Genomic DNA, 24481 nt, shown 5'->3' with positions numbered 1-24481 from the left:
CCCTCCCGGTGCGGTCGGCGGCGGACATCCGGTCAGTACCTGCCGAGTGACCTGCAGCGGGTGCGGAAAACCTGCCGGGCCGGGGGATCGGGGTGCGTCGGGGCGGTGTCACCCGCCCGGCGGTCCGTGTCCCGCGAATGGGGTCCGGCCGCGCGCGGTACGGCGCCCGGCGGGCTCTCATGGCAGTGGAGGGCACCAGCCGTGCCCCGCCGACCGTCGACCGTCGTTTCGCCGAGGAGCCTTTCCCATGCGACGCACCGCCCGTGCCCTGTCCGTCGCCGTCCTGGCCGGCGCCGCGCTCGTCATGCCCGGGCCCGTCGCGTCCGCGGACCCCGGCGCCGTGGAGAGCCCCGGCGCCGTGGTGCCCGAGTCCCCGGCCACCGTGCCCGGTCCGGTGACGGTGCCCGTGCCCTGCGACGGCGGCACCGGCACGGGTGCCGTCCCCGGCGGCGTGTGCGCTTCGGGACAGGGGCGGCAAACCCCGGCGCCGCAGCAGGGGTTGGGGCAGACGCAGGAACCGGGGGAGGGGGAGGAGCAGGGGGACACCCAGGGGGAGGGACAGGAGCAGTTGGACCAGCAACAGGGGCAGGACGAGGGAGACGGGCTGTGGCAGGGACAGGAGCAGGGGGCGGGGCAGGGGCAGAGCCAGAGCCAGAGCCCGGGGCAGAACCAGAACCAGAACCAGAGCCAAGGTCAGGGACAGGGATGTGAGGAGGGCGATTCCTGCGAGGGCGGCGGCGGTGACGGCTGCCGCGCGTCCGGCGGGGACGACGACTGCACGCCCGCGCCCATGGAGCACGGGGTGGAGGCGGGACGGGGAGGCACCTTCGACGACTCGGTCCCCGCCCTGGTCGCCGGCGGTGTGCTGATCGCCGCCGCCTGCGCCGGAGCGGGCTACCGGCTGCTCGGCCGCCGACGGACCACGGGCGGCTGACGCCGGTCCGGTCCGGCACGGTGCCGGGACCGGCCGCGATCACCGGCCATGGCGGGCCGCCCGGCGGGTACACACCTACCCGAGGGCACCATCCGTGGGCACCGGACGCACCAGCCGCACAGCCCGCACCACCGAAGCCGCGGGAGCCGCGGGGAGACCAGTGGTGACGGCGTGCGGAGGGAAGCACCCACCTGGTGGGACGGCGGACGGACCATGACAGCGCGGAGGCGGACATGCGGCGGACGGACCCGGAGGGACACGGCCCCGTCCGCTACGGGCCCCCGCTGCCCGGCGACGGTCTGCCCGTCCTGCCGGAACTCGCCGCCGTCCTCGCCGCCGCCGCGGGCCGGGCCGAGGCCCAGCCGGTCGGCGGTTCCCCCGCCCTGCTGGAGGCGGCCTGCGGCTACTGGACCCGGCGCGGACTGTCCTGCGTCCCGGACCGGGTGGCCGCGGGGCCCGGCGCCCCCGCCCTGCTGCTCGCCGTGACCGCCGCGCTCGCCGGGGACGGCGGCGACGTGCTGGTGCCCCGCCCCTGCGCCGCCTGGTGGGCGCCCTACGCCCGGCTGCTCGGCAGGCCCGTGTTCCATGTGCCGACCCCGGCCGAGAGCGGCGGCGTCCCCGACCCGTACGCCCTGCTGGAGACCGTGCGCCGGGTCCGCGCCGAGGGCGGCGCCCCCCGGCTGCTGGTGCTGTCCGTGGCCGACGACCCCACCGCCACCGTCGCCCCGCCCGAACTGCTGCACGAGACCGTCGAGGCCGCCGTCGCCGAGGGACTGCACCTGGTCAGCGACGAGACCTGGCGCGACACCCTGCACGACCCGCACGGGACCGTCCTGCTCAGCCCCGCCGAGATGCTGCCCGACCGGGTCACCGTGGTCACCGACCTGGCCGGCACCCTGCTGCCGCCCGGCTGGCCCGCCGCCGTCGCCCGCGTGCCGTCCGGAGCGGCGGGGGAGCGGCTCCACGCGCGCGTACTCGACATCCTCACCGCCCTCGACGCGCGGGTCGCCGCGCCCGTCGCCGCCGTCGCCGGATACGCCCTCGACGAGCCCACGCCCGTCGCCGAGCGCCGCGAGGCCGCCGTACGCCTGCACGCGCGCGTGGCCGCCGCCGCGCACTCCGCGGTCGTCGCGTCCGGCGCGCTCGCCCGGCCGCCGCAGGCCGGTCGCCACCTGTACGCCGACCTCGGGCCGCTGGACGGGGCGCTCGCCCGCCAGGGCGTGACGGACGCGCAGGAACTCGAGGACTTCCTCACCGCCCGGCTCGGCATGCCCGCGCCCGGCGGCCACCGCTTCGGCGACGGCCTCGGGGAGCTGCGGGTACGGCTCGCCACGGGGCCCCTGCTGGGCGGCACGGACGAGGAACGCACGGAATCCCTCACGTCACCCTCACCGTTGGAACTGCCACACGTGCACCGCGCGTTGATCTCCTTGAGGTCGGCCTTCGACGGCCTCCGCGACGACGCTCAGCGACGGGAGCCTCCTCGATGACGCAGCAGACGCATGAGCCCGGGTCCACCGCCACGACGTCCCTGACGACCTCCACGACCTCCACGACCACGCCGGCCTCCACGCCCACGCCGGCCTCCACGCCCACGCCGGCCTCCACGCCCACGCCGGACCCGGAGGACGGCGCGGCCGGCGTCCGCACGCCCCGGGCCGCCCTCGCGCCCCCGTTCCCGCCGCTCGCCGAGCCCCGCCCGCTGGGCGAGCACCGGGTGTGGCCACGTACCTTCCACGACCGGCTCACCGCCCCCCTGCCCGGCCTCAAGGCCCTCGCCCGCTTCGCCCGCGAGGGCGCCGTACGCCCGGGCCCGGCGGGCCTCGCCGGCATCCCGCGGGTCCCGTACGCCCCCGGCCCGCTGCCGACCGTGGGCACCGGCACCATCGCCGTCACCTGGGCGGGACACGCGAGCTGGATCGTCCGGGCCGGCGGACTGACCGTCCTCACCGACCCCGTCTGGTCCCGCCGCATCCTGGGCACCCCGGCCCGCATCACCCCCGTCGGCGTCCCCTGGGAGAATTTGCGGGGCGTCGACGCGGTCGTCATCAGCCACAACCACTACGACCACCTGGACGCCCCCACCCTGAGCCGGCTCCCGCGCGACACCCCGGTGTTCGTACCCGCCGGCCTCGGCCGCTGGTTCCAGCGGCGCCGGTTCACCCGCGTCACCGAGCTGGACTGGTGGGAGGGCGCCGAACTGTCCGGCGTCCGCTTCGACTTCGTGCCCGCCCACCACTGGTCCAAGCGCACCCTCACCGACACCTGCCACAGCCTCTGGGGCGGCTGGGTCCTCACCGACCCGGACGGACAGCGCCTCTACTTCGCCGGGGACACCGGCTACGGCCACTGGTTCTCCCGCATAGGCCGCCGCTACCCGGGGATCGACCTCGCGCTCATGCCCATCGGCGCCTACGACCCCCGCTGGTGGCTCAGCGACGTCCACTGCGACCCGGAGGAGGCGGTACGGGCCACCCTGGACGTGGGGGCGCGCAGAATGGCCCCGATGCACTGGGGCACGTTCGTGCTGTCGGCCGAGCCGGTCCTGGAGCCGCTGACCCGGGTGCGCACGGCCTGGGAGAAGGCGGGCCTGGAGCGCGAGGACCTGTGGGACCTCCCGGTGGGAGGCTCGCGCGTGCTCGAGTGAACCGGGGGCTCCCCGCAGCCGTCGCCCGCTCGAAGCTACCGCTCGATCCCCCGAAGGCGCCGCACGGCACTCGGCATGGCACTGACCAGCACGGTCAGCGCCACCGCCGCGGCCACCCCCTCCCAGGGCTCCGGGAACAGGGAGCCACCCAGGATGCCGATCACCTGGTACGTCAGCGCCCAGGCCAGACAGGCCGGCAGGTTGCCCCGGGAGAACCGCCGCAGCGGCCACTCGGCCAGCAGACAGGCCAGCATCACCGGTATGCGCCCCGCGGGCACGAGCCGGGACAGCACGAGCACCGCGACCCCGTGCCCGGCCAGCTTCTCCTGCGCCTGCTCCAGTCGCTCCTCCGGCGCCCGCGACCGGATCGCCTCCAGCCAGCGCGAGCCGTTCTTCGACCGCAGCCCGCGCCGCCCCAGCCAGTACAGCGTCGCGTCCCCCAGGAAGGCCGCCGTGGAGGCCGTGACGAACACCAGCAGCAGCGAGAACGGCGCCGTCTGATGGAACGCCACCACCGCCGCCGTGCTCACCAGGGCACCGGTCGGCACCACCGGGACCAGCGCCCCGATCAGCACGAGCAGGAACAGTGACGGATAGCCGAGCGCCTGCTGCGTCGACTCCGGCGGCACGGACCGTGCCGACGCGGCGGCCAGTGTCACCGCGTCCGGCAGCCATCTCACCGTGCGACCTCCGGCCGCACCCGCTCGCCGTGCCCCAGCTTGTGCACCGTCACCTCCGGCGCGGCCGCGGCCGCCAGGCGCACGAACTCGTCACCCGGCGCGTGGAATTCGTGCGGGCGCACGGCGTCCATGCCGATCGGCCAGTACGTCCCGTAGTGCACCGGCACCGCGGCACGGGGCGCCAGCCGGGCCAGCGCCTGCGCCGCCCGCCCCGCGTCCAGGTGCCCCGGCCCGAGGAAGGGGCCCCAGCCGCCCACCGGCAGCAGCGCCGTGTCCACCGGCCCCACCTGCTCGGCCATGTCGTCGAACAGCCCGGTGTCCCCGGCGAAGTAGGTCCGTGCCTCGCCCGTGAGGACGTATCCGAGCGCCGGCGAGCGGTGCGGGCCGACCGGCAGCCGGCGCCCGTCGTGCCGCGCCGGGACCACCCGGACCAGCAGGTCTCCGATCCGCACCTCGTCGCCGGGCGCCACCTCGGTGATCCGCAGCCGCCGCAGCCGGCGCAGTGCGGGTACCGCCCGTGGTGCGCCCCGGGGCACGAGCAGGCGCGTGCCCGGGGGGAGGGCGGCCAGCGAGGGCGGATGCAGGTGGTCGGCGTGCAGATGGGACACCAGCGCCAGGTCCGCGCGGCGGGCCTCGGCGGGCGGCACCGCGCCCCGGCGGCGGCGCAGATGCGCGAGCCGGGTGGCGAACAGCGGATCGGTGATCACGCGTATGTTCGCGTCCTCGAGTGTGCAGGTGGCGTGCCCCCACCAGGTGATCTCCACCGGCACCTCCTTCGCCTCCTTCACGCGACTCCCCGAAGCCTACGGGCAGGAGTAGGGTCGCTGGCGAAACCCGGAGGTGAGGGGGACGCCATGGGACAGTTACGGGGTGCCTCCGGCGGGCTCGCGCCGGTGCGGGTCACCGCCATCGCGAGCCTGACGCCTCTGGAGGAACTGGAGGCCGACCCCTTCCTGGTGGACTCGCGCAGCCAGTACGCGATGTGCGCCCGCTGGGCCGCGGAACGCGGCTACGTCGTCGCGCGGGAACTTCTCGTCGGCGGGCTGCGTTTCGACCATTGCGCGCTGTGGGACGGAGTGCGGTCCGGGGTGGACGTGTTCGTCGCGCCCAGCAGGCGCGTACTGGAGCGCGCCCTGTCCTCCGTGGAGGAGTTCACCGCCGAGTGCGCGCGGCGCGGGGTGCGCGTGGAGACGGTGGGGCGGGCCGAGCCGTCGTACGACGCGCAGATGAAGGCACGGGTGCACCGCAGGCTGTCGATGCCGACGGCCGGCTACGACGGACGCTGACGGCACCGGCGCCGGCACCGTTCTCGCGGTGCGGCGCCCCGTCCGGAAGCGCCCGGCCCGGTGTGACAAGGTGGGAGCCGGGGCCCGGTCGGTCGGTCGAGCGGGGCGGGACGTGAGGTGTGCGGGACGTGCGGTGGCGGAGGGCGGCCAGTCAGATCGGACGGAGCGCCACGGTGTGGGCGGTCTCCACGCTCACCATGCTCGTGCTCGCCGGACTGCTGCCCGACTTCAGGCTCCAGTCCCCCGACGGCGACAGCGCCACCCACATAGCCATCACCGCCGCCTGCGGCGCCGGCGCCTTCGGTCTGCTCTCCGTTCTGGTGTGGCCGCTCCTGGTACGGCTGCTGCTGCTCGTGCCCGCCCTCGTCCTCGGCCTGCTGGTCTTCTTCCTCAACGGCTCGCTGCTGCTGCTCGCCCTGCGCCTCAACCCCTCCGGCCGTCCCGAGGCCGCCCCGGAGACCGCCGTCGTGGTGGCCGCCGTGATGTCCGCCGTGGCCTCGGCCACCGGCGCGGCCCTCGCCGTACGCGACGACGACGCCTACCGCCGCCGTCTGCTGCGCCTCGCCGACCGCCGCCGAAGAGCCGGGCCGCCCTGCGCGGACACCCCCGGCCTGGTCTGCGTCCAGCTCGACGGAGTCGGCCACGACGTGCTCACCGACGCCGTCCGCAGGGGCCTGATGCCGACCGTCGCCGGCTGGCTGGCGACCGCCGACGGCATGCGGCCCACCCACCGGCTCACCCCCTGGCGCACCGACTGGTCCAGCCAGACCGGCGCCAGCCAGCTCGGCATCCTGCACGGCAGCACCTTCGACGTGCCCGCCTTCCGCTGGTACGAGAAGGAGCGCGGCGAGGTGATGGTGTGCAACCGCCCGACCAGCGCCGCGGAACTCCAGCGCCGTGCCGTGAAGCGCACGGGCGACGGGGGACTGCTCGCCGTGGACGGCGCCAGCCGCGGCAACCTGTTCAGCGGCGGCGCCGGCGAACAGGCCCTCGTCCTGTCCATCGCCATCCGCCGCCGGGGCCGGGAGAACCGTTCCCGCGCCGGCTACTTCGCCTACTTCTCCGACCCCGCCAACGCCGTGCGCACGGCCCTGTCCTTCGTCGCCGAGGTGGTCCGCGAGATCGTCCAGTCCACCCGGGCCCGCGTCCGCAAGCAGCGGCCCCGGGTCGGCCGCGGCGGCCTCTACCCCTTCGTGCGGGCCTTCGCCACCGTCGTCGAGCGCGACGTCGTGGTCGCCGCCGTGCTCGGCGACATGCTCGCCGGCCGCACCGCCGTCTACGCCGACCTCGTCGCCTACGACGAGGTCGCCCACCACTCCGGGCCGCGCGGCCGGGACGCCGAGAAGGTGCTGCAGCGGCTCGACCGGTCCCTCGCCCTCATCGCGAAGGCCGCCGAGCACGCGCCGCGCCCCTACCGCGTCGTCGTCCTGTCCGACCACGGCCAGAGCCCGGGCGAGACCTTCCGCTCCCGCTACGGCCTCACCCTCGGCGACCTGGTCCGGGCCGGCTGCGGACTGCCCGTGCCGCGCCACGCCGAGCGGACCCGCAGCGGCGCCGAGGCCCGCGCCGCGGTCCGGGCCGCCCTGGGCAGGCCCGAGGAGGCCAACGGCGACGGGCACCGCCCGGCCCGGGGCACCGAACCCGTCGTACTGGCCTCGGGAAACCTGGGCCTGGTGTCGTTCCCGGACGTGCCGCACCGCATGAGCCGGGAGGAGATCGACGCCCGCCACCCCGGCCTGCTCACCACCCTCGCCAACCACCCCGGCATCGGCTTCCTGCTGGTGCGCAGCGAGGAGCACGACGGCCTGGTGCTCGGCCCGTACGGCACCGAGATCCCGCTGGCCCGTCTGGACGAGGAGCCCGGCCCGCTGGCCGGCTTCGGCCCGGGCGCCGCGGACGCCGTACGCCGCACCCACTCCTTCCCGCACACCGCCGACATCATGGTCAACTCCTTCCACGACCCCGCCGACGGCGAAGTCCTCGCCTTCGAGGAGCAGATCGGCTCCCACGGCGGCCTCGGCGGCGCCCAGTCCCGGCCCTTCCTGCTCTCCCCGCTCACCCTGTCCGCGCCGGCCGCCGACGGCGAGGAGCCGGCCGGAGCCGAGCACGTGCACCGCGTACTGCGGCGCTGGCTGCTGGAGGTGGACGGCCCGCAGGTGCCGCTCACCACGCGGGCCGAGGAGGAACGGGCCGCCTAGGTAGGCGGTGTCCGCGGGGTGCGTCCGCGGGGTGCGGCGCCCCCGAGTGTGATCGGATGGGACGCGGTACACGAACAACTCGGACCCCCATGGAAAGGAAGAGCCGTGGCAACCACGCGCACCGCACACACCGTCTGGGAAGGCAACCTGCTCGAGGGCAACGGCGTCGTCACCTTCGACTCCTCCGGCATCGGCCAGCAGCCGGTGTCGTGGCCGTCGCGCGCCGAGCAGGCGAACGGCAGGACCAGCCCCGAGGAGCTGATCGCCGCCGCCCACTCCAGCTGCTTCTCCATGGCCCTCTCGCACGGCCTGGCCGGCGCCGGTACTCCGCCCACCCGTCTGGAGACCAAGGCCGACGTCACCTTCCAGCCCGGCGAGGGCATCACCGGCATCCACCTCACCGTCCGCGGCGAGGTGCCGGGCGTGGACGAGGACGGCTTCCGCTCCGCGGCCGAGGACGCCAAGAAGAACTGCCCGGTCAGCCAGGCCCTGACCGGTACGACCATCACCCTGACGGCCGAGCTGGCCTGACGCCCGTACGCCCCGTCGATGCCGCGCGCCCACCGGGTGCGCGGCATCGACGTTTCCTGGGCACCCGTGCATTGACAAGCGCGCACCCGCGTTCTGTGCTGGGAGGGCGGCAGGCGTCCTCGCGGATGCGTCCCGGCGGAACCTCCTGGCGGAACCACCTGGCGGAAGGGGACGGACCATGACACGTGCGGTCGGGATCGATCTCGGGACGACGAACTCGGTGGTGGCCGTCCTGGAGGGCGGCGAGCCGGCCGTCGTCGCCAACGCGGAGGGCGCGCGCACCACCCCATCGGTGGTGGCGTTCGCGAAGAACGGCGACGTACTGGTCGGCGAGGTGGCCAAGCGGCAGGCCGTCACCAACGTGGAGCGCACCGCCCGCTCGGTGAAGCGGCACATGGGGGACGCGCACTGGCGCTTCCCGGAGCAGGGCTCCGTCGACGGCAGCCGGCTGCGCGCGCAGGAACTGTCCGCGCGGGTGCTGCAGAAGCTGAAGCGGGACGCCGAGGCCTACCTCGGCGAGGACGTCACGGACGCGGTGATCACCGTACCCGCCTACTTCGACGACACCCAGCGCCAGGCGACCAAGGAGGCCGGGGAGATCGCCGGCCTGAAGGTGCTGCGGATCATCAACGAGCCGACGGCCGCCGCCCTCGCCTACGGCCTGGACCGCGGCGAGGAGCAGACCGTGCTCGTCTTCGACCTCGGCGGCGGCACCTTCGACGTGTCCCTGCTGGACATCGGCGACGGCGTCATCGAGGTGAAGGCCACCAACGGCGACACCCACCTCGGCGGTGACGACTGGGACCAGCGGATCGTCGAGTACCTCGTCAAACGGTTCAAGGGGCACAACGGCATCGACCTCGGGGCCGACAAGATGGCCGTGCAACGGCTGCGGGAGGCCGCGGAGAAGGCCAAGATCGAACTGTCCTCGTCCTCGGAGACCTCGATCAACCTGCCCTACATCACCGCCTCCGCCGAGGGCCCGCTGCACCTGGAGGAGACGCTGACGCGCGCCCAGTTCCAGGAGCTGACCGAGGATCTGCTGGACCGCTGCAAGAAGCCCTTCCACCAGGCGGTCGCGGACGCGGGCGTGCAACTGTCCGCGATCGACCACGTCATCCTGGTCGGCGGCTCCACCCGGATGCCCGCCGTCACCGGTCTGGTGAAGGAACTCACCGGCAAGGACCCGCACAAGGGTGTCAACCCCGACGAGGTCGTCGCGGTCGGCGCCGCGCTCCAGGCGGGCGTCCTGCGCGGCGACGTCAAGGACGTCCTGCTGCTGGACGTCACCCCGCTGTCCCTGGGCATCGAGACCAAGGGCGGCATCATGACGAAGATGATCGAGCGCAACACCACGATCCCGACCCGCCGTTCGGAGATCTTCACCACCGCCACCGACAACCAGCCCTCGGTCGGCATCCAGGTCTACCAGGGTGAACGCGAGATCGCCGCGTACAACAAGAAGCTGGGCGTCTTCGACCTCACCGGACTGCCGCCCGCGCCGCGCGGGGTCCCGCAGGTGGAGGTCGCGTTCGACATCGACGCCAACGGGATCATGCACGTCTCTGCGAAGGACCTCGCCACCGGCCGGGAGCAGAAGATGACCGTCACCGGCGGTTCGGCCCTGCCCAAGGACGACATCGACCGCATGATGCGGGAGGCCGAGGAGTACGCCGAGGAGGACCGCAAACGCCGGGAGACCGCCGAGACCCGCAACCAGGCCGAGCAACTCGTCTACCAGACCGAGCGGTTCCTCCAGGACAACACGGACCGCGTGCCCGCCGAGACCCGCACCGAGGTCGAGGAGGCGGTGACCGGGCTGAAGACCCTGCTCGCCGAGAACGCCGAGACGGCGGCCCTGCGCGCGGGAGTCGAGAAACTCGCCACGGTCAGCCAGCGGATGGGCCAGGCCATGTATGCCGCCGCCTCCGCCGGTTCGGCCGGTGCCACCGATTCGGCGGGTTCCGCCGGTGAGCGGAGCGCGTCCGGGGAGGACGACGGTGTGGTGGACGCGGAGATCGTCGACGACGAGCGGGACACGAAGGGCGGCGCGGCCTGAGCCGGCGGCCGGGCGTCACAGGGCCTCGCGGTACTCCCGCAGCAGTTGCCGGGTGCGCCGCGCGGAGGAGGCCCGCGCGGTCATGTGGTCCAGGACCTCCAGATGCGTGGAGACCTCCTGGCGGGAGTCCAGATACAGGGCGCCGGTCAGATACTCGGTGAACACCATGTCGGGCAGCTCCGGTTCGGCGAACCGGAACAGCGTGAACGGCGCGTAGGTCCCCGGGTGCGGGCCGGCCGCGAACTCGGCGAGCTGGAGGGTGACCCGGTCCCGGCCGGCGTACTCCAGCAGCCGGTCGAGCTGGTCGCGCATCACCGCGGCGTCGACGCTCACCGGGCGCCGCAGCACCGTCTCGTCCATGATCACCCACAGGTGGGGCGGGTCCTCCCGCTCCAGCAGCCGCTGCCGCGCCATGCGCAGCGAGACATGCCGTTCTATCGTCTCCGGTCCGGTCTGCCCGATCGTCCCGGCCTCCAGCACCGCGCGCGCGTACGCCTCGGTCTGCAGCAGGCCGGGCACGAAGTGCGGCTCGTAGGAGCGGACGATCCGGGCGGCGCCCTCCAGGCTCACGTACAGACTGAACCAGTCCGGCAGCACATCGTGGAACCGCTGCCACCAGCCCGGCTGGTTGGCCTCCTCGGCCAGCCGGACGAACGCGGCCTGCTCCTCCCCGGCCGCCCCGTAGGTGGCCAGCAGCACCTGCACGTAAGGGATCTTCAGCGCGACCTCGGCCATCTCCATCCGCCGTACGGTCGCCGACGCCACCCGGAGCACCCGGGCGGCCTCCTCGCGGCTGAGCCCGGCCGCCTCCCGCAGTTCCTGCAACCGCTTGCCCAGCACCACCTGACCCACGGTGGGAGCCGCCCGCCGCTCGCTCACAGCCCGTCCTCCCCCCGGCCCGAAGTACGGCGGCAGTCTGTCACGCGCGCCCTCGTCACACACGCGGTCGAGCGGATCCGGCGCCGGGCGGAGGCGTCAACCGGCCAGTGTGTGCAGGTACTTGCCCGTCGCCGGGTCGGCGGGCAGGAAGGTCTCGATGGCGAGTTCGGCGACCGTGACGTCCATCGGCGTGTTGAAGGTGGAGATCGACGACACGAACGACAGGATGCGCCCGTCGTGCTCGATGCGCAGCGGCAGCGCGAAGTACGGCACCGGCCCGGCCGGTTCGTCACCGGGCGCGTCCTCGGGCACCGGGTACCCGGCGACCTCCTCGTACAGAGCCCGTAGCTGGTCCGAGCGGTCCAGGGCGATCTGCCGCTCCATCTGCGCCAGCAGATGCCCGCGCCACTCGCGCAGATTGCGGATGCGCGGCGCGAGGCCGTCGGGGTGCAGGGTCAGCCGCATCGCGTTCGGCGCCGGCGTCATCAACTCCTCGGCAACTCCCTCCAGCAGCAGGGCGATGCCCCGGTTGGCGGCGACCACCGTGTACCCGGCGTCGACCACCAGCGCCGGGTAGGGCTCGTAACCCTGGATGAGCCGTTCCATGCCGTCGCGCAGCGCGTCGAGCGCCGGGTCGTCCAGCGGGGTCTCCGGGTAGCGCGGGGCGTAACCGGCCGCCAGCAGCAGCGCGTTGCGCTCCCGCACCGGCACCTGGAGGTGCTCCGCCAGCCGCAGCACCATCTCTTCGCTGGGCCGGGACCGGCCGGTCTCGATGAAACTGATGTGCCGGGCGGAGGAGTCGGCGCGCAGCGCCAGTTCGAGCTGGGACACCCGGCGCCGCTCCCGCCAGGAGCGCAGCAGCCGGCCCGCCTGGCCCTTGTCGGCGTTCGTGGCGGCGGAGGCGGCGGAACCGGTCGCGACAATGGTCATGCCGTCGACCGTAGCCGAGCGGCGCGCCCGATGACGCGTCCCGTCAGGAAGCCGGCCCCGCCCGGCCAGGGGGAGGGGCAGGTCCAGGGGGAGGGCGGGTTCAGGGGGGAGTGGCAGGGAGCCGAACGGAGTGCCCGCGCGGCCGAACGGAGTGCGCGGCGCACCGGACCGGGTGCACGGACGGGCGGACGTGGCAGGCTGAACGCGTACCCGCACCCTCCGGAGGGAGACCGTCCATGGCCGTGGAACCGCTGTCGCAGAAGGAGATCGAGGACCGGCTGGCCGAGCTGCCCGGCTGGTCGCTGGACGGCGACCGGCTCACCCGCTCCTACCGGCTGGCCTCGCACTTCGCGGCGACGGCACTGGTCGTGCACATCGCCGGGATCCAGGACGAGCTCGACCACCACTCCGACCTCACCCTCGGCTACAACACCGTCCACCTGAGCGTGAACACGCACAGCGCCGGCGGCGTCGTCACGGAGAAGGACTTCGACCTCGCCCGCAGGGTGGAGGACATCGCACCCGGCCACGGAACACACTGACGATGTGCTCGACTACGACGAGGAAGCGGACGCCTACGACGCCTCGCGCGGCGGCGAACCGCGCGCCGAGGCGGCGGCCGGGGCCGTCCTCGGCCTGATACCCGACCGGCCGGGCCGGCTCCTGGACCTCGCCTGCGGCACCGGCATCGTCACCCGGCGCCTCGCCGCCGCCCGGTCCGGGCTGCGGGTGACGGGCGCCGACCTCTCCACCGCCATGGCCCGCCGGGCGGCCCGCCGCCTGCCCGGCACCGTCGTGCGGACCGACTGCCGCCGCCTGCCCTTCGCCGACGCCACCTTCGACGCGGTCACCGGCGTCTGGCTGCTGCACCTGCTGTCCGGCCCCGGCGACGTGCGAGCGGTCGTCGCCGAGTGCGCGCGGGTCCTCAGGCCCGGCGGGGTCTGGGTCACCACCGTCGACAAGGCCGAGGCGCACGACGTCGGCAGCGACATCGACGCCGTCCTCGTCACCCGCCCCCGCCGCCCCGCCCAGGACGCCGCGGACGCCGTCACCGGGTACGCCGCCGCCGAGGGACTCGTCCCGGCCGGGCGGGCGGCCTTCCCCGGCCTCGGCCAGGGCCGCAGCCCGCGTACCACCGTGACGGACCTCAGGCGTGGCTGGTTCACCCTGCTGCCCCCGGACGACCCCCGCACCGAGGAGTTCGCCGCCCGGCTCGCCCGCCTGCCGGACCAGGACCGCCGCCGCCCGGACCCGGTGTTCTCGCTGCGCGCCTTCCGCAAGCCGCCCGCCACCTGACTCCGGGCGGCCACTCCCGAGCGGGCGGCAACTCCCGAGCGGGCGCCCACTCCCGAGCGGGCGGCAACTCCCGCGCGCGCGGCGGCGACTGAGAGGCGAACCCGTCCGCCCACCCGGGAGGTACGCCCCCGTGAAGCACCCGCACCCCCACCGCAGAAGCCGCGGTGCCGCCCTCGCCGCCGTGACCGCCACGGCCGCCCTGATCGGCGCCGGCCTGACCGCACTGTCGACCGGCTCCGCGCAGGCGGCCACCGCACGGCAGGTCGAGAAGCTCGACCTGGGCGTGGTCAGCGTCCACACCGACAGCGGCAACCTGGTCGGCTGGCGCTGGCTGGGCACCGACCCCGACAACGTCTCCTTCAACGTGTACCGCGCCGGCACCAAGGTCAACGCGGCTCCCGGTCACCGGCTCCACCACGTTCTTCCACGCCGGCGCCCCCGCCCAGGCCGACTACACCGTCCGCGCGATCGTGAACGGAACCGAACAGGCCGACTCCGAGCACGCGATCCAGTTCCGCTCCGGCTACAAGGACGTCCCCGTCAGCCCGCCCGCCGGCGGCACCACCCCCGACGGCGTCGCGTACACCTACGAGGCCAACGACGCCTCCGTGGGCGACCTCGACGGCGACGGGCAGCTCGAGTTCGTCCTCAAGTGGCAGCCCACCAACGCCAAGGACAACTCCCAGTCCGGATACACCGGCGACACCTTCGTCGACGGCGTGAAGCTCGACGGCACCCGGCTGTGGCGCGTCGGCCTGAGCCGTAACATCCGCTCCGGGGCGCACTACACCCAGTTCCAGGTGTACGACTACGACGGCGACGGCAGGGCCGAGGTGGCCATGAAGACCGCCGACGGCACCAAGCAACTCCAGCGGCTACGTGCTGGCCGGCCCCGAGTACCTGACCATGTTCGACGGGCGGACCGGCAGGGCGATGCAGTCCGTCGACTACGTCCCGGCCCGCGGCACGGTCTCCTCCTGGGGCGACTCCTACGGCAACCGCGTCGACCGCTTCCTGGCCGGCACCGCCTACCTCGACGGTGCCCGCCCCTCCCTGATCACGGCGCGCGGCTACTACACCCGCACGGTGATCGCGGCGTGGGACTGGCGGGACGGCCGGTTCACCCGCCGCTGGACCTTCGACACCAGCTCCTCCACCAACAGCGGCAAGGGCTACGACGGCCAGGGCAATCACCAGTTGTCCGTCGCGGACGTCGACGGCGACGGCAGGGACGAGATCGTCTACGGCTCGATGGCCGTCGACGACGACGGAAACGCCCTGTGGACCACGAAGAACGGCCACGGCGACGCGATGCACGTGGGCGACCTCGACCCGTCCCGGGCCGGCCTGGAGGAGTTCAAGGTCGACGAGGACTCCTCCAAGCCGTCCTCCTGGATGGCCGACGCGCGCACCGGCCAGGTCCTGTGGTCCACCCCCGCCAACGGGGACAACGGCCGCGGTGTCTCCGGCGACATCTGGTCCGGCAGCGCGGGCGCCGAGTCCTGGTCGTCGGCCGAGAGCGGCATCCGCGGCCCCAAGGGCACGGTGGTGGCGAGCCGCAAGCCGTCGAGCACCAACTTCCTGTCCTGGTGGGACGGCGACACCGTCCGGGAACTCCTGGACTCCACCCGCATCGACAAGTACGGCACCTCGTCCGACACCCGCCTGCTGACCGGTTCCGGGGTCCACTCGAACAACGGCACGAAGGCGACCCCGTCCCTGTCCGGCGACATCCTCGGCGACTGGCGCGAGGAGGTCGTCTGGCCGACCACGGACAACACGGCCCGGCCCTGCGGATCTACTCAACCCCCTTCGACACGACGACCAGGATCACCACCCTGCTCCACGACACCCAGTACCGCACGGCCCTGGCCTGGCAGAACACCGCCTACAACCAGCCCCCGCACCCGAGCTTCCTCATCGGCGCCGGCATGCCCACGGCCCCGAGGCCGAGCGTGTACACGCGCTGACCGTCCGGCGTGCCAGGGGCCGTCAGCCCCTGTGGCCCGACCAGGCGTCGGGCCGCGGGGTCAGGATCCCGCCGACCACCGGGCCGGACAAGGCCATGACGTCGGCCAGGAAGCGCCGGCGTGTGACGCCGAGCCGGCGCAGGGCCCGGCCGTGGTCGACGGCGACGACGGCGCAGACCGCGAGCAGCAGCAGCCGCCACCCGGCCAGCACCGGGCGGCGTACGACGCGGGGCAGCTCCATGAAGGAGGCGTGCAGCCGGGCGCAGTGGAAGGGCACATGGCGTTCCTCGTCGGCGAGGACGCGGCCCGCCACCTCCGAGGTCAGCGGGTCCCCGGCGCCGTCGCGCAGCGCGCGGTAGTACCGCAGTGCCACCACCTCGGCGATCATCAGCACCAGCAGTTCGAGGCGCAGGCCCATCAGCCGCCGCAGCCGTACGAAGACCGTGTCGCTCCAGTGGCCGCTCAGCAGCGGCATCCCGCCCGCGGCCAGCAGGCGGGCGAGCATCCTGGCGTGGTTCTGCTCCTCGGCGACGAACAGCCGGACCGCCCGCGCGTAGTCGGCGTCGCCCGCCTGGTCGGCCTTCGCCACGAGGTTGGCGCCGTCGCCGTCCTCCCCGACCTGGAAGCGCTGGATACCGGCCCACACAGCGGGATGCAGTGTCGCGCCCCGCCCCCAGTCGGGGTCACCCTGGGCGGCCCGGCGCTCCCGCTCGTCCTCGAAATCCCGTACCCACTTGGCGAACTCGTCCCCTCGCACCCGGTCTCTCCTCCCCGGACACGACCGTCGTGCCCTGGACAGGGACGACGCCCGGGGACGGCGAAACGTTGCATCGCCGTCCTCGGGCGGGTGGCGCCGGTCCCGTCAGGTCACCGTGCAACTCTGGTCACCCAGCTTGAACGACGCCGGTTCCGTGTTGGTCCCCGACCAGCTTCCGGTGAAGCCGAAGCTCACCGACGAGCCCGCCGCCACCGTGCCGTTCCAGCTCACGTTCCTCGCGGTCACCGAGGTGCCCGACTGGGTCCGTTGGTGTAGGTGCCGACGGCCGCGTAGACCCTGTCCGGGTCCACGGCGTCCGAGGCCAGGCCGACCACGCCCGTGTGCCCCAGTCGTCCCAGCCGACCGAGTCCAGCAGCGGGGTCCAGGTCTTCGTCGACTGCTGCCGGCGGTAGGCGCCGCCGATGTCGGTACGGGCGTAGACCAGGTTCCTCTCGGACCGGTTGAACACGATCCCGGGGACGAAACCGCCCCCGTCGATCCGGGCGTTGCTCCAGGTGTACGTGTCCGCGGCGAGTGCCGTCTTCGGGGTGGCGGCGGCCAGTGCGGGCGGAGTGCCGGCGAGCAGGCCTGCGGCCGGCGCCAGCACGGCCGTGAGGATGCGGGTTCTGCGCACGGTGGGGGTCCTCTCGCGGGGGAGGGGGTGCAGGACCTGGGAATGTGACGGCCGGGCGGCCCCCTTTCGCGAAGGGGGACCGCCCGGCCCGGTGGCCCCGTCGTCCTGTGACGGGGCCGTGCACGCGGAGCATCAGCGGGGACCTATTCGAGCAGCTCCGCGTACGAGCCCATGGCCAGGGCGATGTCCGCCTCGGCCCAGAAACGGTGGTACGTGAAGACGGGCGCGGCGCCGCCCTTGAGGTAGGCCTCGATCTTCGACCAGGCCGGGTCGTTCTTGTAGAAGGACCGGATCGAGGAGAACGTCGAGGACGAGTTGACGGTGTCGCCGTTCGGCATCTTGCCGCTCCAGCCGCTCGGCACGTACACGCTGTCGCTGAACCGGCTGTAGTCGCTGCGGGTCTCGGGGACGGCGATGCCGAGGCTGTCCTGGTAGTTGCCCCACATGCCGTCCAGCAGCGCCTTCGCCGTCGACTTCGCCGCCGTGTCACCGGACTTGGCGGCGTAGTAGGTGAGCGTCTTGGCGTACGCGGCCGCCACGCCGACGTCGTCGGTGTAGTCGGCGACCGTCACATGGAGTCCGCTGTTGGTGCCGGGGCTCGGCGCGTTCCACGTGTCGGGCTGACCGGTCCACTGGAGGGTGGAGGGGATCCGGTAGGTGCCGTCCGGGTTGACCGTGGTCTTGGACAGCGCCCACTTGACCCACTTGTCGAGGACCGCCTTGGCCTTCGCGTCGCCGGTCTGCTGGTAGTACTCGGCGACCCGTTCCATCGACCACGCCTGGAAACCGAACCACTGGTTGGACGGCGGGTCGTGGTAGACCGGCTGCCAGTCGTAGTACATGCCGTAGAACGTCGGCGTGCCCGCCGGCGGGGTGGCGTACCGGCCCTGCCAGCTGTTGGTCGCGCCGCCCGCGATCGCGCCCTCGGACGACTGCAGCCATTGGTAGAACTCGAGCTGCCGGGAGAGCGACTTGCCCCAGTCGGCCGCGCCCGTCGCCGACTTCGGCTTCAGGTCGGCGTAGTTGCTCAGGGCGTACGCGGCGAGCGGGTTCTGGTAGCCGCCGTGCACATGGCTGGAGCCGATCCGCCAGGCCCAGCCCGCGCTGGTGTCGGCGGCACCGCCCCAGGCGTAGTACCAGGACAGCAGGTAGTGCGAGGCGTCCTTGCCGGTGCCGGCCGCGCAGGCGGACGGACCGACGCAGTTGCCGATCTTCTTGAAGTACTTGTCGTACATCGCGTACCGCAGATAGTCGCCCATCTTCGCGGCCTTGGCGACGGTCACGGAGACGTCACCGCCCTTGCCCTGCGCCTTCGCCCACACGTCGGCCCAGTAGGCGGCCTGCACCGCGCGCGCGTCCGCGTCCGGGGCGTCCGTGTACTTCCACTGCTTGGCGTAGGAGGAGTCGCCGGTGAACAGGTCCAGATAGCCGTTGGTGCCGCCGTACTTGAAGGCGTCGCAGGTCGGCTGCGGGACCGTCTCCCAGACGGACTCCTGCGGGCCGCGCTGGAAGGTGTTGATGTACGACGGTCCGGTGGCCGTCGGTCCGGCCTCGCACTTGCCGGGCTCGTCGCCGTAGCCGTAGACGTTGTCGACGTCCTGGATCCAGTGCATGCCGTACACGTCGTCCGTGCCGTACGCGCTCTTCAGCTCACCGGCGATCGGGTCCGGGCCCACCGACACGCCCGTGTCGAGCTTCGCCGGGTACTCGTTCGGGGTGTCCTGCTCGGGCGCGTACGTGGCCGGCTTCGAGGCGTTGTAGAAGGAGTTCGTCGGCTGGTCGGCGTGCGTGGGGATCATGTACTTCTCCATGATCTCCCAGGCACCGTTGAACTTGGACCAGTCGCCGGTCACCTTCCCGTACATGGCCTGCAGCCAGAGAAGGTAGCTGTAGGCCTCGGACGTGGTCTCGTGACCGTAGTCGGGCGCCTCGACGATCAGCGTCTCCACCGAGTGGTACGGGATGCCCTCGGGGGAGAAGTAGCCGTTCGCCGGATTGGTGATCTTCCCGTACAGGTCCAGGAACCGGGCGTCGTACGCCTTCGACGCGGCCAGCTCCGTCACGGTGACCGTCGCCTTGCTGTGGCCGGTCGCCGAGGCGGTGAAGGTGGCGCTGCCGGTGCCGGAGGAGTCGGCGGTGACGGTCACCTTCTGCGCCGTGTTCCAGTTGGCCGGCGTGAAGGTCAGCGAGGAACCGCCGCTGACCGACAGACCCGTGTTGCCGTCCGTGCGGGCGACGCCCACCGTCACGTTCGCGCTCGGCTGCGTGGAGAGCTTCACGTCGAAGGTGCCCGTCCTGCCCTGCTGGACGCCGAGTTGCGTGGGCGAGGCGACGACGGCCGGCCCCGAGGCGACCGTGATGCCGACCGGCGTGGACTCGGCGGACGCGCCGAGGCTGTCGTACGCCTTCGCCACCAGCGAATGACTGCCCACGGTCAAGCTTGACGCCGAGAGCGAGTACGGCGCGCTGGTGTCCGTGCCCAGCAGCGTGGTGTCGTCGTAGAACTCCACCTTGGCGATCGTCGCGTTGTCGGCCGCCGCGGCGGTCGCGGCGAGCGGCACCGCGGTCCCCTGCGAGTAGGTAGCGCCCGCGGTGGGACTGGTCAGCACGGTGACCGGCGGCTGGTGCGCGCCGGCGCAGGTGGTGCCGTTGACCGCGAAGGAGACGGGCGCCGTGTTGGTCCCGCTGTAAGTGAACTGGGCGCCCGTGGAGACCGCGGCCCCGGCGGCGATGGTGCCGTTGTACGAGGCGTTCTTCACGGTGACCGTCTGGCCGGACTGGGACCAGCTGCCGTTCCAGCCGTTGCTCAGCTTCTGGTTGCCCGAGTAGCCGTAGGTCAGGGTCCAGCCGTCGATCGCGGACGTGCCGCGGTTGGTGAGGGTGAGGTCGGCGGTGAAACCGGAGCCCCAGTCGTTGGTCTTGTAGTCGACGCTGCACTGGACGCCCGCCGCGTGCGCGGCTGTGGTGCCGGTGGCGAGCATCGTCAGGGGCAGTGCGAGCGCCGCGAGGGCGGCGGTCCACCATCGCCGCGCGGCTCTGCTCTTGCGTCCGGGATCCATGGTGCTGGTTCCTCCTTGCGGCTTGCGGCTCGAGGGGGGATGTCAAGGCTTGAACCAGTGGGAGCGCTCCCATAGTGGGGACGGGCCCGTGAGCGGTCAAGGTGCTTGAAGAGTCGAAATGATTCGACAGATCTCCGGCGGAAAAATTCCTCAACTCCTCTGTGCAATCACGTCACTTGCCGCTAACTTCCTTCGCACCAGTGGGAGCGATTCCATTCAGTCGACGCGTCCGTCACGGCGCGCCAAACTGCAAGGAGTCGCTCATGCGACACCCCCCGCGTTCAGTACTTTTAGCCATCGTCGGCGCGACCGCGCTGCTCGGCGGCGTGCTCGTCCCGGTGGTCACGGCCGAGGGAGCCACACCCGCGTGCACGGTGGAGTACGCCGTCACCGGGCAGTGGGACAACGGCTTCCAGGGCTCCGTGAAGATCACGAACAATCAGGCCGCGACGAGCAGTTGGAAGCTCACCTTCGACTTCGCGGCCGGCCAGAAGGTCACCCAGGGCTGGAACGCCAAGTGGTCCCAGTCCGGCACCACCGTGACCGCGTCCAACGAGAGCTGGAACGGCGGCCTAGGCTCCGGCGCGAGCGTCAGCGCCGGGTTCCTGGCCTCCTGGTCCGGCGGCAACGCCGTGCCGACGGCGTTCGAGCTCAACGGCACCACCTGCAACGTGGACTCCGAACCGACCACACCCCCGCCGACCGATCCGCCCCCGACCGATCCACCGCCGTCCGACGGCACCGCGCCCGCCCTGCACGTCGCGGGCAACAAGCTGGTGGACGCGGCCGGCAGGACCCGCAGACTGCTCGGCGTGAACCGCTCCGGCGGCGAGTTCATGTGCGTGCAGGGCTACGGCATCTGGGACGGTCCGGTGGACGACGCGGCGATCAAGGCGATCGCCGACTGGAAGGCCGACGCGGTCCGCATCCCGCTCAACGAGGAGTGCTGGCTGGGCCTTTCCGACGTCAAGCCCGAGTACGGCGGCGCCAACTACATCAACGCCGTCAAGGACCTGGTGGCCCGCGTCGAGGCGCACGGCATGACGCCGATCGTCGAGATGCACTGGTCCTACGGTCAGTACACCGGCAACTCGGCGGGCTGCTCCGACGTGCACGCCACCTGCCAGAAGCCGATGCCCGACATGAGTTACGCACCGTCCTTCTGGGCCTCGGTCGCCAGTACCTTCAAGGACGACAAGGCGGCCGTGTTCGACCTGTTCAACGAGCCGTACCCGGACCGGGCGACCGCCGGCACCACGGACGCCTGGAAGTGCTGGCGGGACGGCGGCACCTGCCCCGGCATCTCCTACGAGGTGGCCGGAATGCAGGACATGGTGGACAGCATCCGGGGCGCCGGCGCGAAGAACGTCATCCTGGCCGGCGGGCTCGCCTACTCCAACGACCTCAGCCAGTGGCTGACCCACAGGCCCGACGACCCGGCGGGCAATCTCGCCGCCGCGTACCACGTGTACAACTTCAACACCTGCGCGAGCGAGAGCTGCTGGAACTCCACCCTCGCCCCGGTCGCGGCCCAGGTGCCGCTGATCGCCGGTGAGATCGGGGAGAACACCTGCTCGCACGCCTTCACCGACCAGGTCATGAAGTGGTTCGACGACCGGAACCTGTCCTACCTCGGCTGGACCTGGAACACCTGGGACTGCTCCTCCGGACCGTCCCTGATCTCCGGCTACGACGGCACACCCACCGCGTACGGCGCCGGCCTGCGCGACCACCTGCGCGCCCTCAACCCGTAACGGCACCACGGAAGAAGGAACCCGCACTCATGAGTCCTACCAGAACCTCGCTGCTCGCCGCCCTGGCGCTGGTCGCCGTCGCCTCCGGGACGGCGCTCGTCGCCGGACCGGCCGGCGCCGCGGCCACCTCGGTCCCGTGCACCGTCGCCTACCAGATACAGAACCAATGGGACACCGGCTTCACCGCCAACGTCACCGTCACCAACAACGGGGCCGCCAAGTCGGGCTGGTCGGTGAAATGGTCGTACGCCGGCAACCAGAAGGTCACCAGTGCGTGGAACGCGAAGGTCACCCAGAGCGGTGCCGCCGTCACCGCCGCCAATGAGAGCTACAACGGTGCGCTCGTCAACGGCGGTTCCGTCAGCTTCGGCTTTCAGGGCACCTACAGCGGCACCAACGCCGTGCCGGCGACCTTCACTCTCGACGGGGTCACCTGCAACGTCGACGACGGCGGCAGCTCGGGTGGCGGAACCGGCGGCGACACCGGCGGGGGCACGGGTGGCGACACAGGAGGTGGCACCGGCGGCGACACGGGCGGCGGCACCGGCAGCCGCGTCGACAACCCCTACACCGGGGCCAAGGGGTACGTGAACCCCGAGTGGTCCGCCCTCGCCGCCGCCGAACCGGGCGGCAGCCGCATCTCCAACCAGCCCACCGCCGTCTGGCTGGACCGGATCGCCGCCATCAACGGGGTGAACGGCGGCATGGGCCTGCGCGCCCATCTGGACGCGGCCCTGAAGCAGAAGGGCTCCGGCGACCTCGTCGTGCAGCTGGTCATCTACGACCTGCCGGGCCGTGACTGCTCCGCCCTGGCCTCCAACGGTGAACTCGGGCCGAACGACCTCGACAAGTACAAGAGCCAGTACATCGACCCGATCGCCTCCATCCTGTCCGACTCGAAGTACGCGGGTCTGCGGATCGCCACGGTCATCGAGCCCGACTCGCTGCCCAACCTGGTCACCAACGCGGGTGGTACCGCGGGCAGCACCGACGCCTGCGCGACCATGAAGGCCAACGGCAACTACGAGAAGGGCGTCAGCTACGCCCTCGACAAGCTGGGCGCCATCGCGAACGTCTACAACTACATCGACGCCGGCCACCACGCCTGGCTCGGCTGGGACTCCAACCTCGGTCCCACGGTCCAGGAGTTCTACAAGGTCGCCACCAGCAACGGCGCCGGCGTGAACGACGTGGCCGGGTTCATCGTCAACACCGCCAACTACAGCGCCACCAAGGAGCCGTACTTCAAGGTCACCGACTCGGTGAACGGCCAGACCGTGCGCCAGTCGAAGTGGGTGGACTGGAACCAGTACGTCGACGAGCAGTCGTTCGCGCAGGCGCTGCGGGACAAGCTGGTCGCGTCCGGGTTCAACTCCGGCCTCGGGATGCTGATCGACACCTCACGCAACGGCTGGGGCGGCACCGCCCGGCCCACCAAGTCCGGCCCGCTGACCTCCGTGGACGACTACGTCAACGGCAGCCGGATCGACCGGCGCATCCACGCCGGCAACTGGTGCAACCAGAGCGGGGCAGGACTCGGCGAGCGGCCCACCGCGGCTCCTGCCGCCGGCATCGACGCCTACGTCTGGGTCAAGCCGCCGGGGGAGTCCGACGGCGCCAGCTCCGCCGTCAGCAACGACGAGGGCAAGGGCTTCGACCGCATGTGCGACCCGACCTACACGGGCAACGCCCGCAACGGCAACAGCCTCTCCGGCGCCTTGCCGAACGCGCCGCTGTCCGGGCACTGGTTCTCCGCCCAGTTCCAGCAGCTGATGCAGAACGCCTACCCGCCGCTCTCCTGACCGGCTGAGCGTCCGCCGGGGCGCGGCCCTCACCGGCCGCGACCCGGCGGATCCCTTTTTGCGGCACCGGCAACAGAACTGGCCCCGGCCCCGCGTCCCGGCGCAGGCTGTCCGCATCCGGACGAGAGCGCCCAGGAGGCCGAACCCATGGCTCACGAACACCACAGCCACCACCACCCGCACCAGGGCCACCACCACGGCGGAGACGTCGACTGGGGTGCGATGGCCGCGATGCTGGAGACGGAGGCCCAGGTGTCCACACCGGCGTACTCCCGGGCGCTGGCCTGGCTGAGCAAGGAGGTGACCGAACCCGGCCTCGTGGTCGACGCGGGCAGCGGGCCCGGGGTGCTCTCCGGCCTCTTCGCGGAGACCTTCCCCGGCGCCCGGGTGATCGCCGCCGACAGCTCCGAGCCGCTGCTGGAGCACGCCCGGGCCCGCGCCGCCCGTCTCGGCTACGGCGACCGCTTCGGCACCCTCGCCGGTGAGCTGCCCGGCGTGCTGCGGGACCTGGAGTACCCGGCGGACCTGCTGTGGGCGAGCCGCAGCGTGCACCACCTCGGCGACCAGCGGGCCGCGCTCACCGCGTTCGCGGAACGGCTCGCGCCCGGCGGCACCCTGGCCATCCTCGAGGGCGGCCTGGCCCCCCGCTACCTGCCCCGCGACATCGGCTTCGGCCGCCCCGGACTGCAGGCACGTCTCGACGTCGTGCAGCAGAACCGGTTCGCCACCATGCGGGCCGAACTGCCGGGCGCCGTCGCCGAGACCGAGGACTGGCCCGCCCTGCTGGCCGCCGCCGGTCTGAAGCACACCGGCACCCGCAGCTTCCTGCTCGACCTGCCGGCCCCGGTGCCGGACCGGGTCCGCGCCCATGTCGTCGACGTCCTGACCAGGAGCCGTGACATCCACGCGGACGCCCTCGACGCCGACGACCGGGCCACCCTCGACCGCCTCCTCGACCCGGCCGACGACCGCAGCGTCCACCACCGCCCGGACGTGTTCGTCCTGGCGGCCCACACGGTGCACCGCGCGGTCCGGCCCGTGTAGCCCCGGCACGCCCCGCGGTGA

19 protein-coding genes and 2 pseudogenes are annotated in these 24481 nt (G+C 72.7%); 13 read left to right on the top strand and 8 right to left on the bottom strand.

Going from position 1 to position 24481, the window contains the following annotated elements; all coding sequences use genetic code 11:
• Positions 1 to 247: 247 nt before the first annotated feature.
• From ABZ478_RS07315 to ABZ478_RS07305, 3 genes are all read left to right on the top strand, one after another.
• Entirely contained in the window at positions 248 to 934 is a 687-nt protein-coding gene (locus tag ABZ478_RS07315) for a hypothetical protein (protein ID WP_359546145.1), read from the top strand.
• Positions 935 to 1167: 233 nt separating this feature from the next.
• Positions 1168 to 2424 (top strand): aminotransferase class I/II-fold pyridoxal phosphate-dependent enzyme, encoded by a 1257-nt coding sequence (locus ABZ478_RS07310; protein ID WP_359546143.1) that lies wholly within the window; start codon positions 1168 to 1170, stop codon positions 2422 to 2424.
• A complete protein-coding gene (locus ABZ478_RS07305) occupies positions 2421 to 3581 on the top strand; it encodes an MBL fold metallo-hydrolase (protein ID WP_359546141.1) in 1161 nt (386 codons plus the stop codon). The genes ABZ478_RS07310 and ABZ478_RS07305 overlap by 4 nt, the downstream gene beginning before the upstream one ends.
• A 35-nt stretch (positions 3582 to 3616) precedes the next feature.
• On the opposite strand, the gene ABZ478_RS07300 is transcribed toward ABZ478_RS07305, so the two are convergent.
• Positions 3617 to 4261, bottom strand: coding sequence for a VTT domain-containing protein (locus tag ABZ478_RS07300; protein WP_359546139.1), 645 nt, complete (start codon positions 4259 to 4261; stop codon positions 3617 to 3619).
• The gene (locus ABZ478_RS07295; RefSeq protein ID WP_359546736.1) at positions 4258 to 5031 is read right to left on the bottom strand and encodes an MBL fold metallo-hydrolase; all 774 of its coding nucleotides are present in this window, start codon (positions 5029 to 5031) and stop codon (positions 4258 to 4260) included. Before ABZ478_RS07295 ends, ABZ478_RS07300 begins: the two co-directional genes overlap by 4 nt.
• An 84-nt stretch (positions 5032 to 5115) precedes the next feature.
• Here ABZ478_RS07295 and ABZ478_RS07290 point away from each other — a divergent pair, with 84 nt between their 5' ends.
• From ABZ478_RS07290 to dnaK, 4 genes are all read left to right on the top strand, one after another.
• On the top strand, positions 5116 to 5547 hold the full coding sequence (locus ABZ478_RS07290) for a hypothetical protein (RefSeq protein ID WP_359546137.1): 432 nt from the start codon (positions 5116 to 5118) through the stop codon (positions 5545 to 5547).
• Positions 5548 to 5666: 119 nt separating this feature from the next.
• The gene (locus ABZ478_RS07285) at positions 5667 to 7745 is read left to right on the top strand and encodes a phage holin family protein (RefSeq protein ID WP_359546135.1); all 2079 of its coding nucleotides are present in this window, start codon (positions 5667 to 5669) and stop codon (positions 7743 to 7745) included.
• Between the two features lie 105 nt (positions 7746 to 7850).
• The gene (locus ABZ478_RS07280) at positions 7851 to 8276 is read left to right on the top strand and encodes an OsmC family protein (RefSeq protein ID WP_358927860.1); all 426 of its coding nucleotides are present in this window, start codon (positions 7851 to 7853) and stop codon (positions 8274 to 8276) included.
• 178 nt (positions 8277 to 8454) lie between these two features.
• The gene (gene dnaK / locus ABZ478_RS07275) at positions 8455 to 10335 is read left to right on the top strand and encodes a molecular chaperone DnaK (protein ID WP_359546133.1); all 1881 of its coding nucleotides are present in this window, start codon (positions 8455 to 8457) and stop codon (positions 10333 to 10335) included.
• A gap of 15 nt (positions 10336 to 10350) precedes the next feature.
• Here the strand turns inward: dnaK and ABZ478_RS07270 are convergent, their stop codons facing one another.
• A complete protein-coding gene (locus ABZ478_RS07270) occupies positions 10351 to 11214 on the bottom strand; it encodes a helix-turn-helix transcriptional regulator (protein ID WP_359546131.1) in 864 nt (287 codons plus the stop codon).
• A 96-nt stretch (positions 11215 to 11310) separates the two neighbouring features.
• Complete coding sequence (locus tag ABZ478_RS07265; protein WP_359546129.1) at positions 11311 to 12144, bottom strand: helix-turn-helix transcriptional regulator; 834 nt, start codon at positions 12142 to 12144, stop codon at positions 11311 to 11313.
• Between the two features lie 236 nt (positions 12145 to 12380).
• Between ABZ478_RS07265 and ABZ478_RS07260 the strand changes: the two genes are divergently transcribed.
• From ABZ478_RS07260 to ABZ478_RS07250, 3 genes and pseudogenes are all read left to right on the top strand, one after another.
• Complete coding sequence (locus ABZ478_RS07260) at positions 12381 to 12686, top strand: 4a-hydroxytetrahydrobiopterin dehydratase (protein ID WP_359546127.1); 306 nt, start codon at positions 12381 to 12383, stop codon at positions 12684 to 12686.
• 4 nt (positions 12687 to 12690) lie between these two features.
• Positions 12691 to 13440 (top strand): class I SAM-dependent methyltransferase, encoded by a 750-nt coding sequence (locus ABZ478_RS07255; RefSeq protein WP_359546126.1) that lies wholly within the window; start codon positions 12691 to 12693, stop codon positions 13438 to 13440.
• 181 nt (positions 13441 to 13621) lie between these two features.
• Positions 13622 to 15410, top strand: a pseudogene (locus tag ABZ478_RS07250) (rhamnogalacturonan lyase).
• 22 nt (positions 15411 to 15432) lie between these two features.
• On the opposite strand, the gene ABZ478_RS07245 reads toward ABZ478_RS07250, so the two are convergent.
• The 4 genes and pseudogenes from ABZ478_RS07245 to ABZ478_RS07230 form a co-directional block, all read right to left on the bottom strand.
• Positions 15433 to 16167 carry a ferritin-like domain-containing protein gene (locus ABZ478_RS07245; protein ID WP_359546124.1) on the bottom strand — a complete coding sequence of 245 codons (735 nt, stop codon included), beginning with the start codon at positions 16165 to 16167 and terminating at the stop codon, positions 15433 to 15435.
• A 105-nt stretch (positions 16168 to 16272) separates the two neighbouring features.
• The gene (locus tag ABZ478_RS07240; protein WP_359546734.1) at positions 16273 to 16380 is read right to left on the bottom strand and encodes a hypothetical protein; all 108 of its coding nucleotides are present in this window, start codon (positions 16378 to 16380) and stop codon (positions 16273 to 16275) included.
• A gap of 53 nt (positions 16381 to 16433) precedes the next feature.
• Positions 16434 to 16801: pseudogene (locus tag ABZ478_RS07235) on the bottom strand (xyloglucanase); the annotation flags it as partial.
• Between the two features lie 143 nt (positions 16802 to 16944).
• Positions 16945 to 19860, bottom strand: a complete 2916-nt coding sequence (locus ABZ478_RS07230; protein WP_359546122.1) for a glycoside hydrolase family 48 protein — start codon at positions 19858 to 19860, stop codon at positions 16945 to 16947.
• 263 nt (positions 19861 to 20123) lie between these two features.
• Between ABZ478_RS07230 and ABZ478_RS07225 the strand changes: the two genes are divergently transcribed.
• The 3 genes from ABZ478_RS07225 (at position 20124) to ABZ478_RS07215 (ending at position 24460) form a co-directional block, all read left to right on the top strand.
• Positions 20124 to 21614 (top strand): cellulase family glycosylhydrolase, encoded by a 1491-nt coding sequence (locus ABZ478_RS07225; RefSeq protein ID WP_359546120.1) that lies wholly within the window; start codon positions 20124 to 20126, stop codon positions 21612 to 21614.
• A gap of 29 nt (positions 21615 to 21643) precedes the next feature.
• Positions 21644 to 23416: a glycoside hydrolase family 6 protein gene (locus tag ABZ478_RS07220; protein ID WP_359546118.1), complete on the top strand. Its 1773-nt coding sequence runs from the start codon at positions 21644 to 21646 to the stop codon at positions 23414 to 23416.
• A gap of 147 nt (positions 23417 to 23563) precedes the next feature.
• On the top strand, positions 23564 to 24460 hold the full coding sequence (locus tag ABZ478_RS07215; RefSeq protein WP_359546116.1) for a class I SAM-dependent methyltransferase: 897 nt from the start codon (positions 23564 to 23566) through the stop codon (positions 24458 to 24460).
• Positions 24461 to 24481 lie beyond the last annotated feature (21 nt).

It is taken from the genome of Streptomyces sp. NPDC005706, assembly GCF_040631045.1.
Classification (GTDB): domain Bacteria; phylum Actinomycetota; class Actinomycetes; order Streptomycetales; family Streptomycetaceae; genus Streptomyces.
Note: the sequence above shows the minus strand (reverse complement) of the source record. Positions and strands in the feature narration are given on the sequence as shown.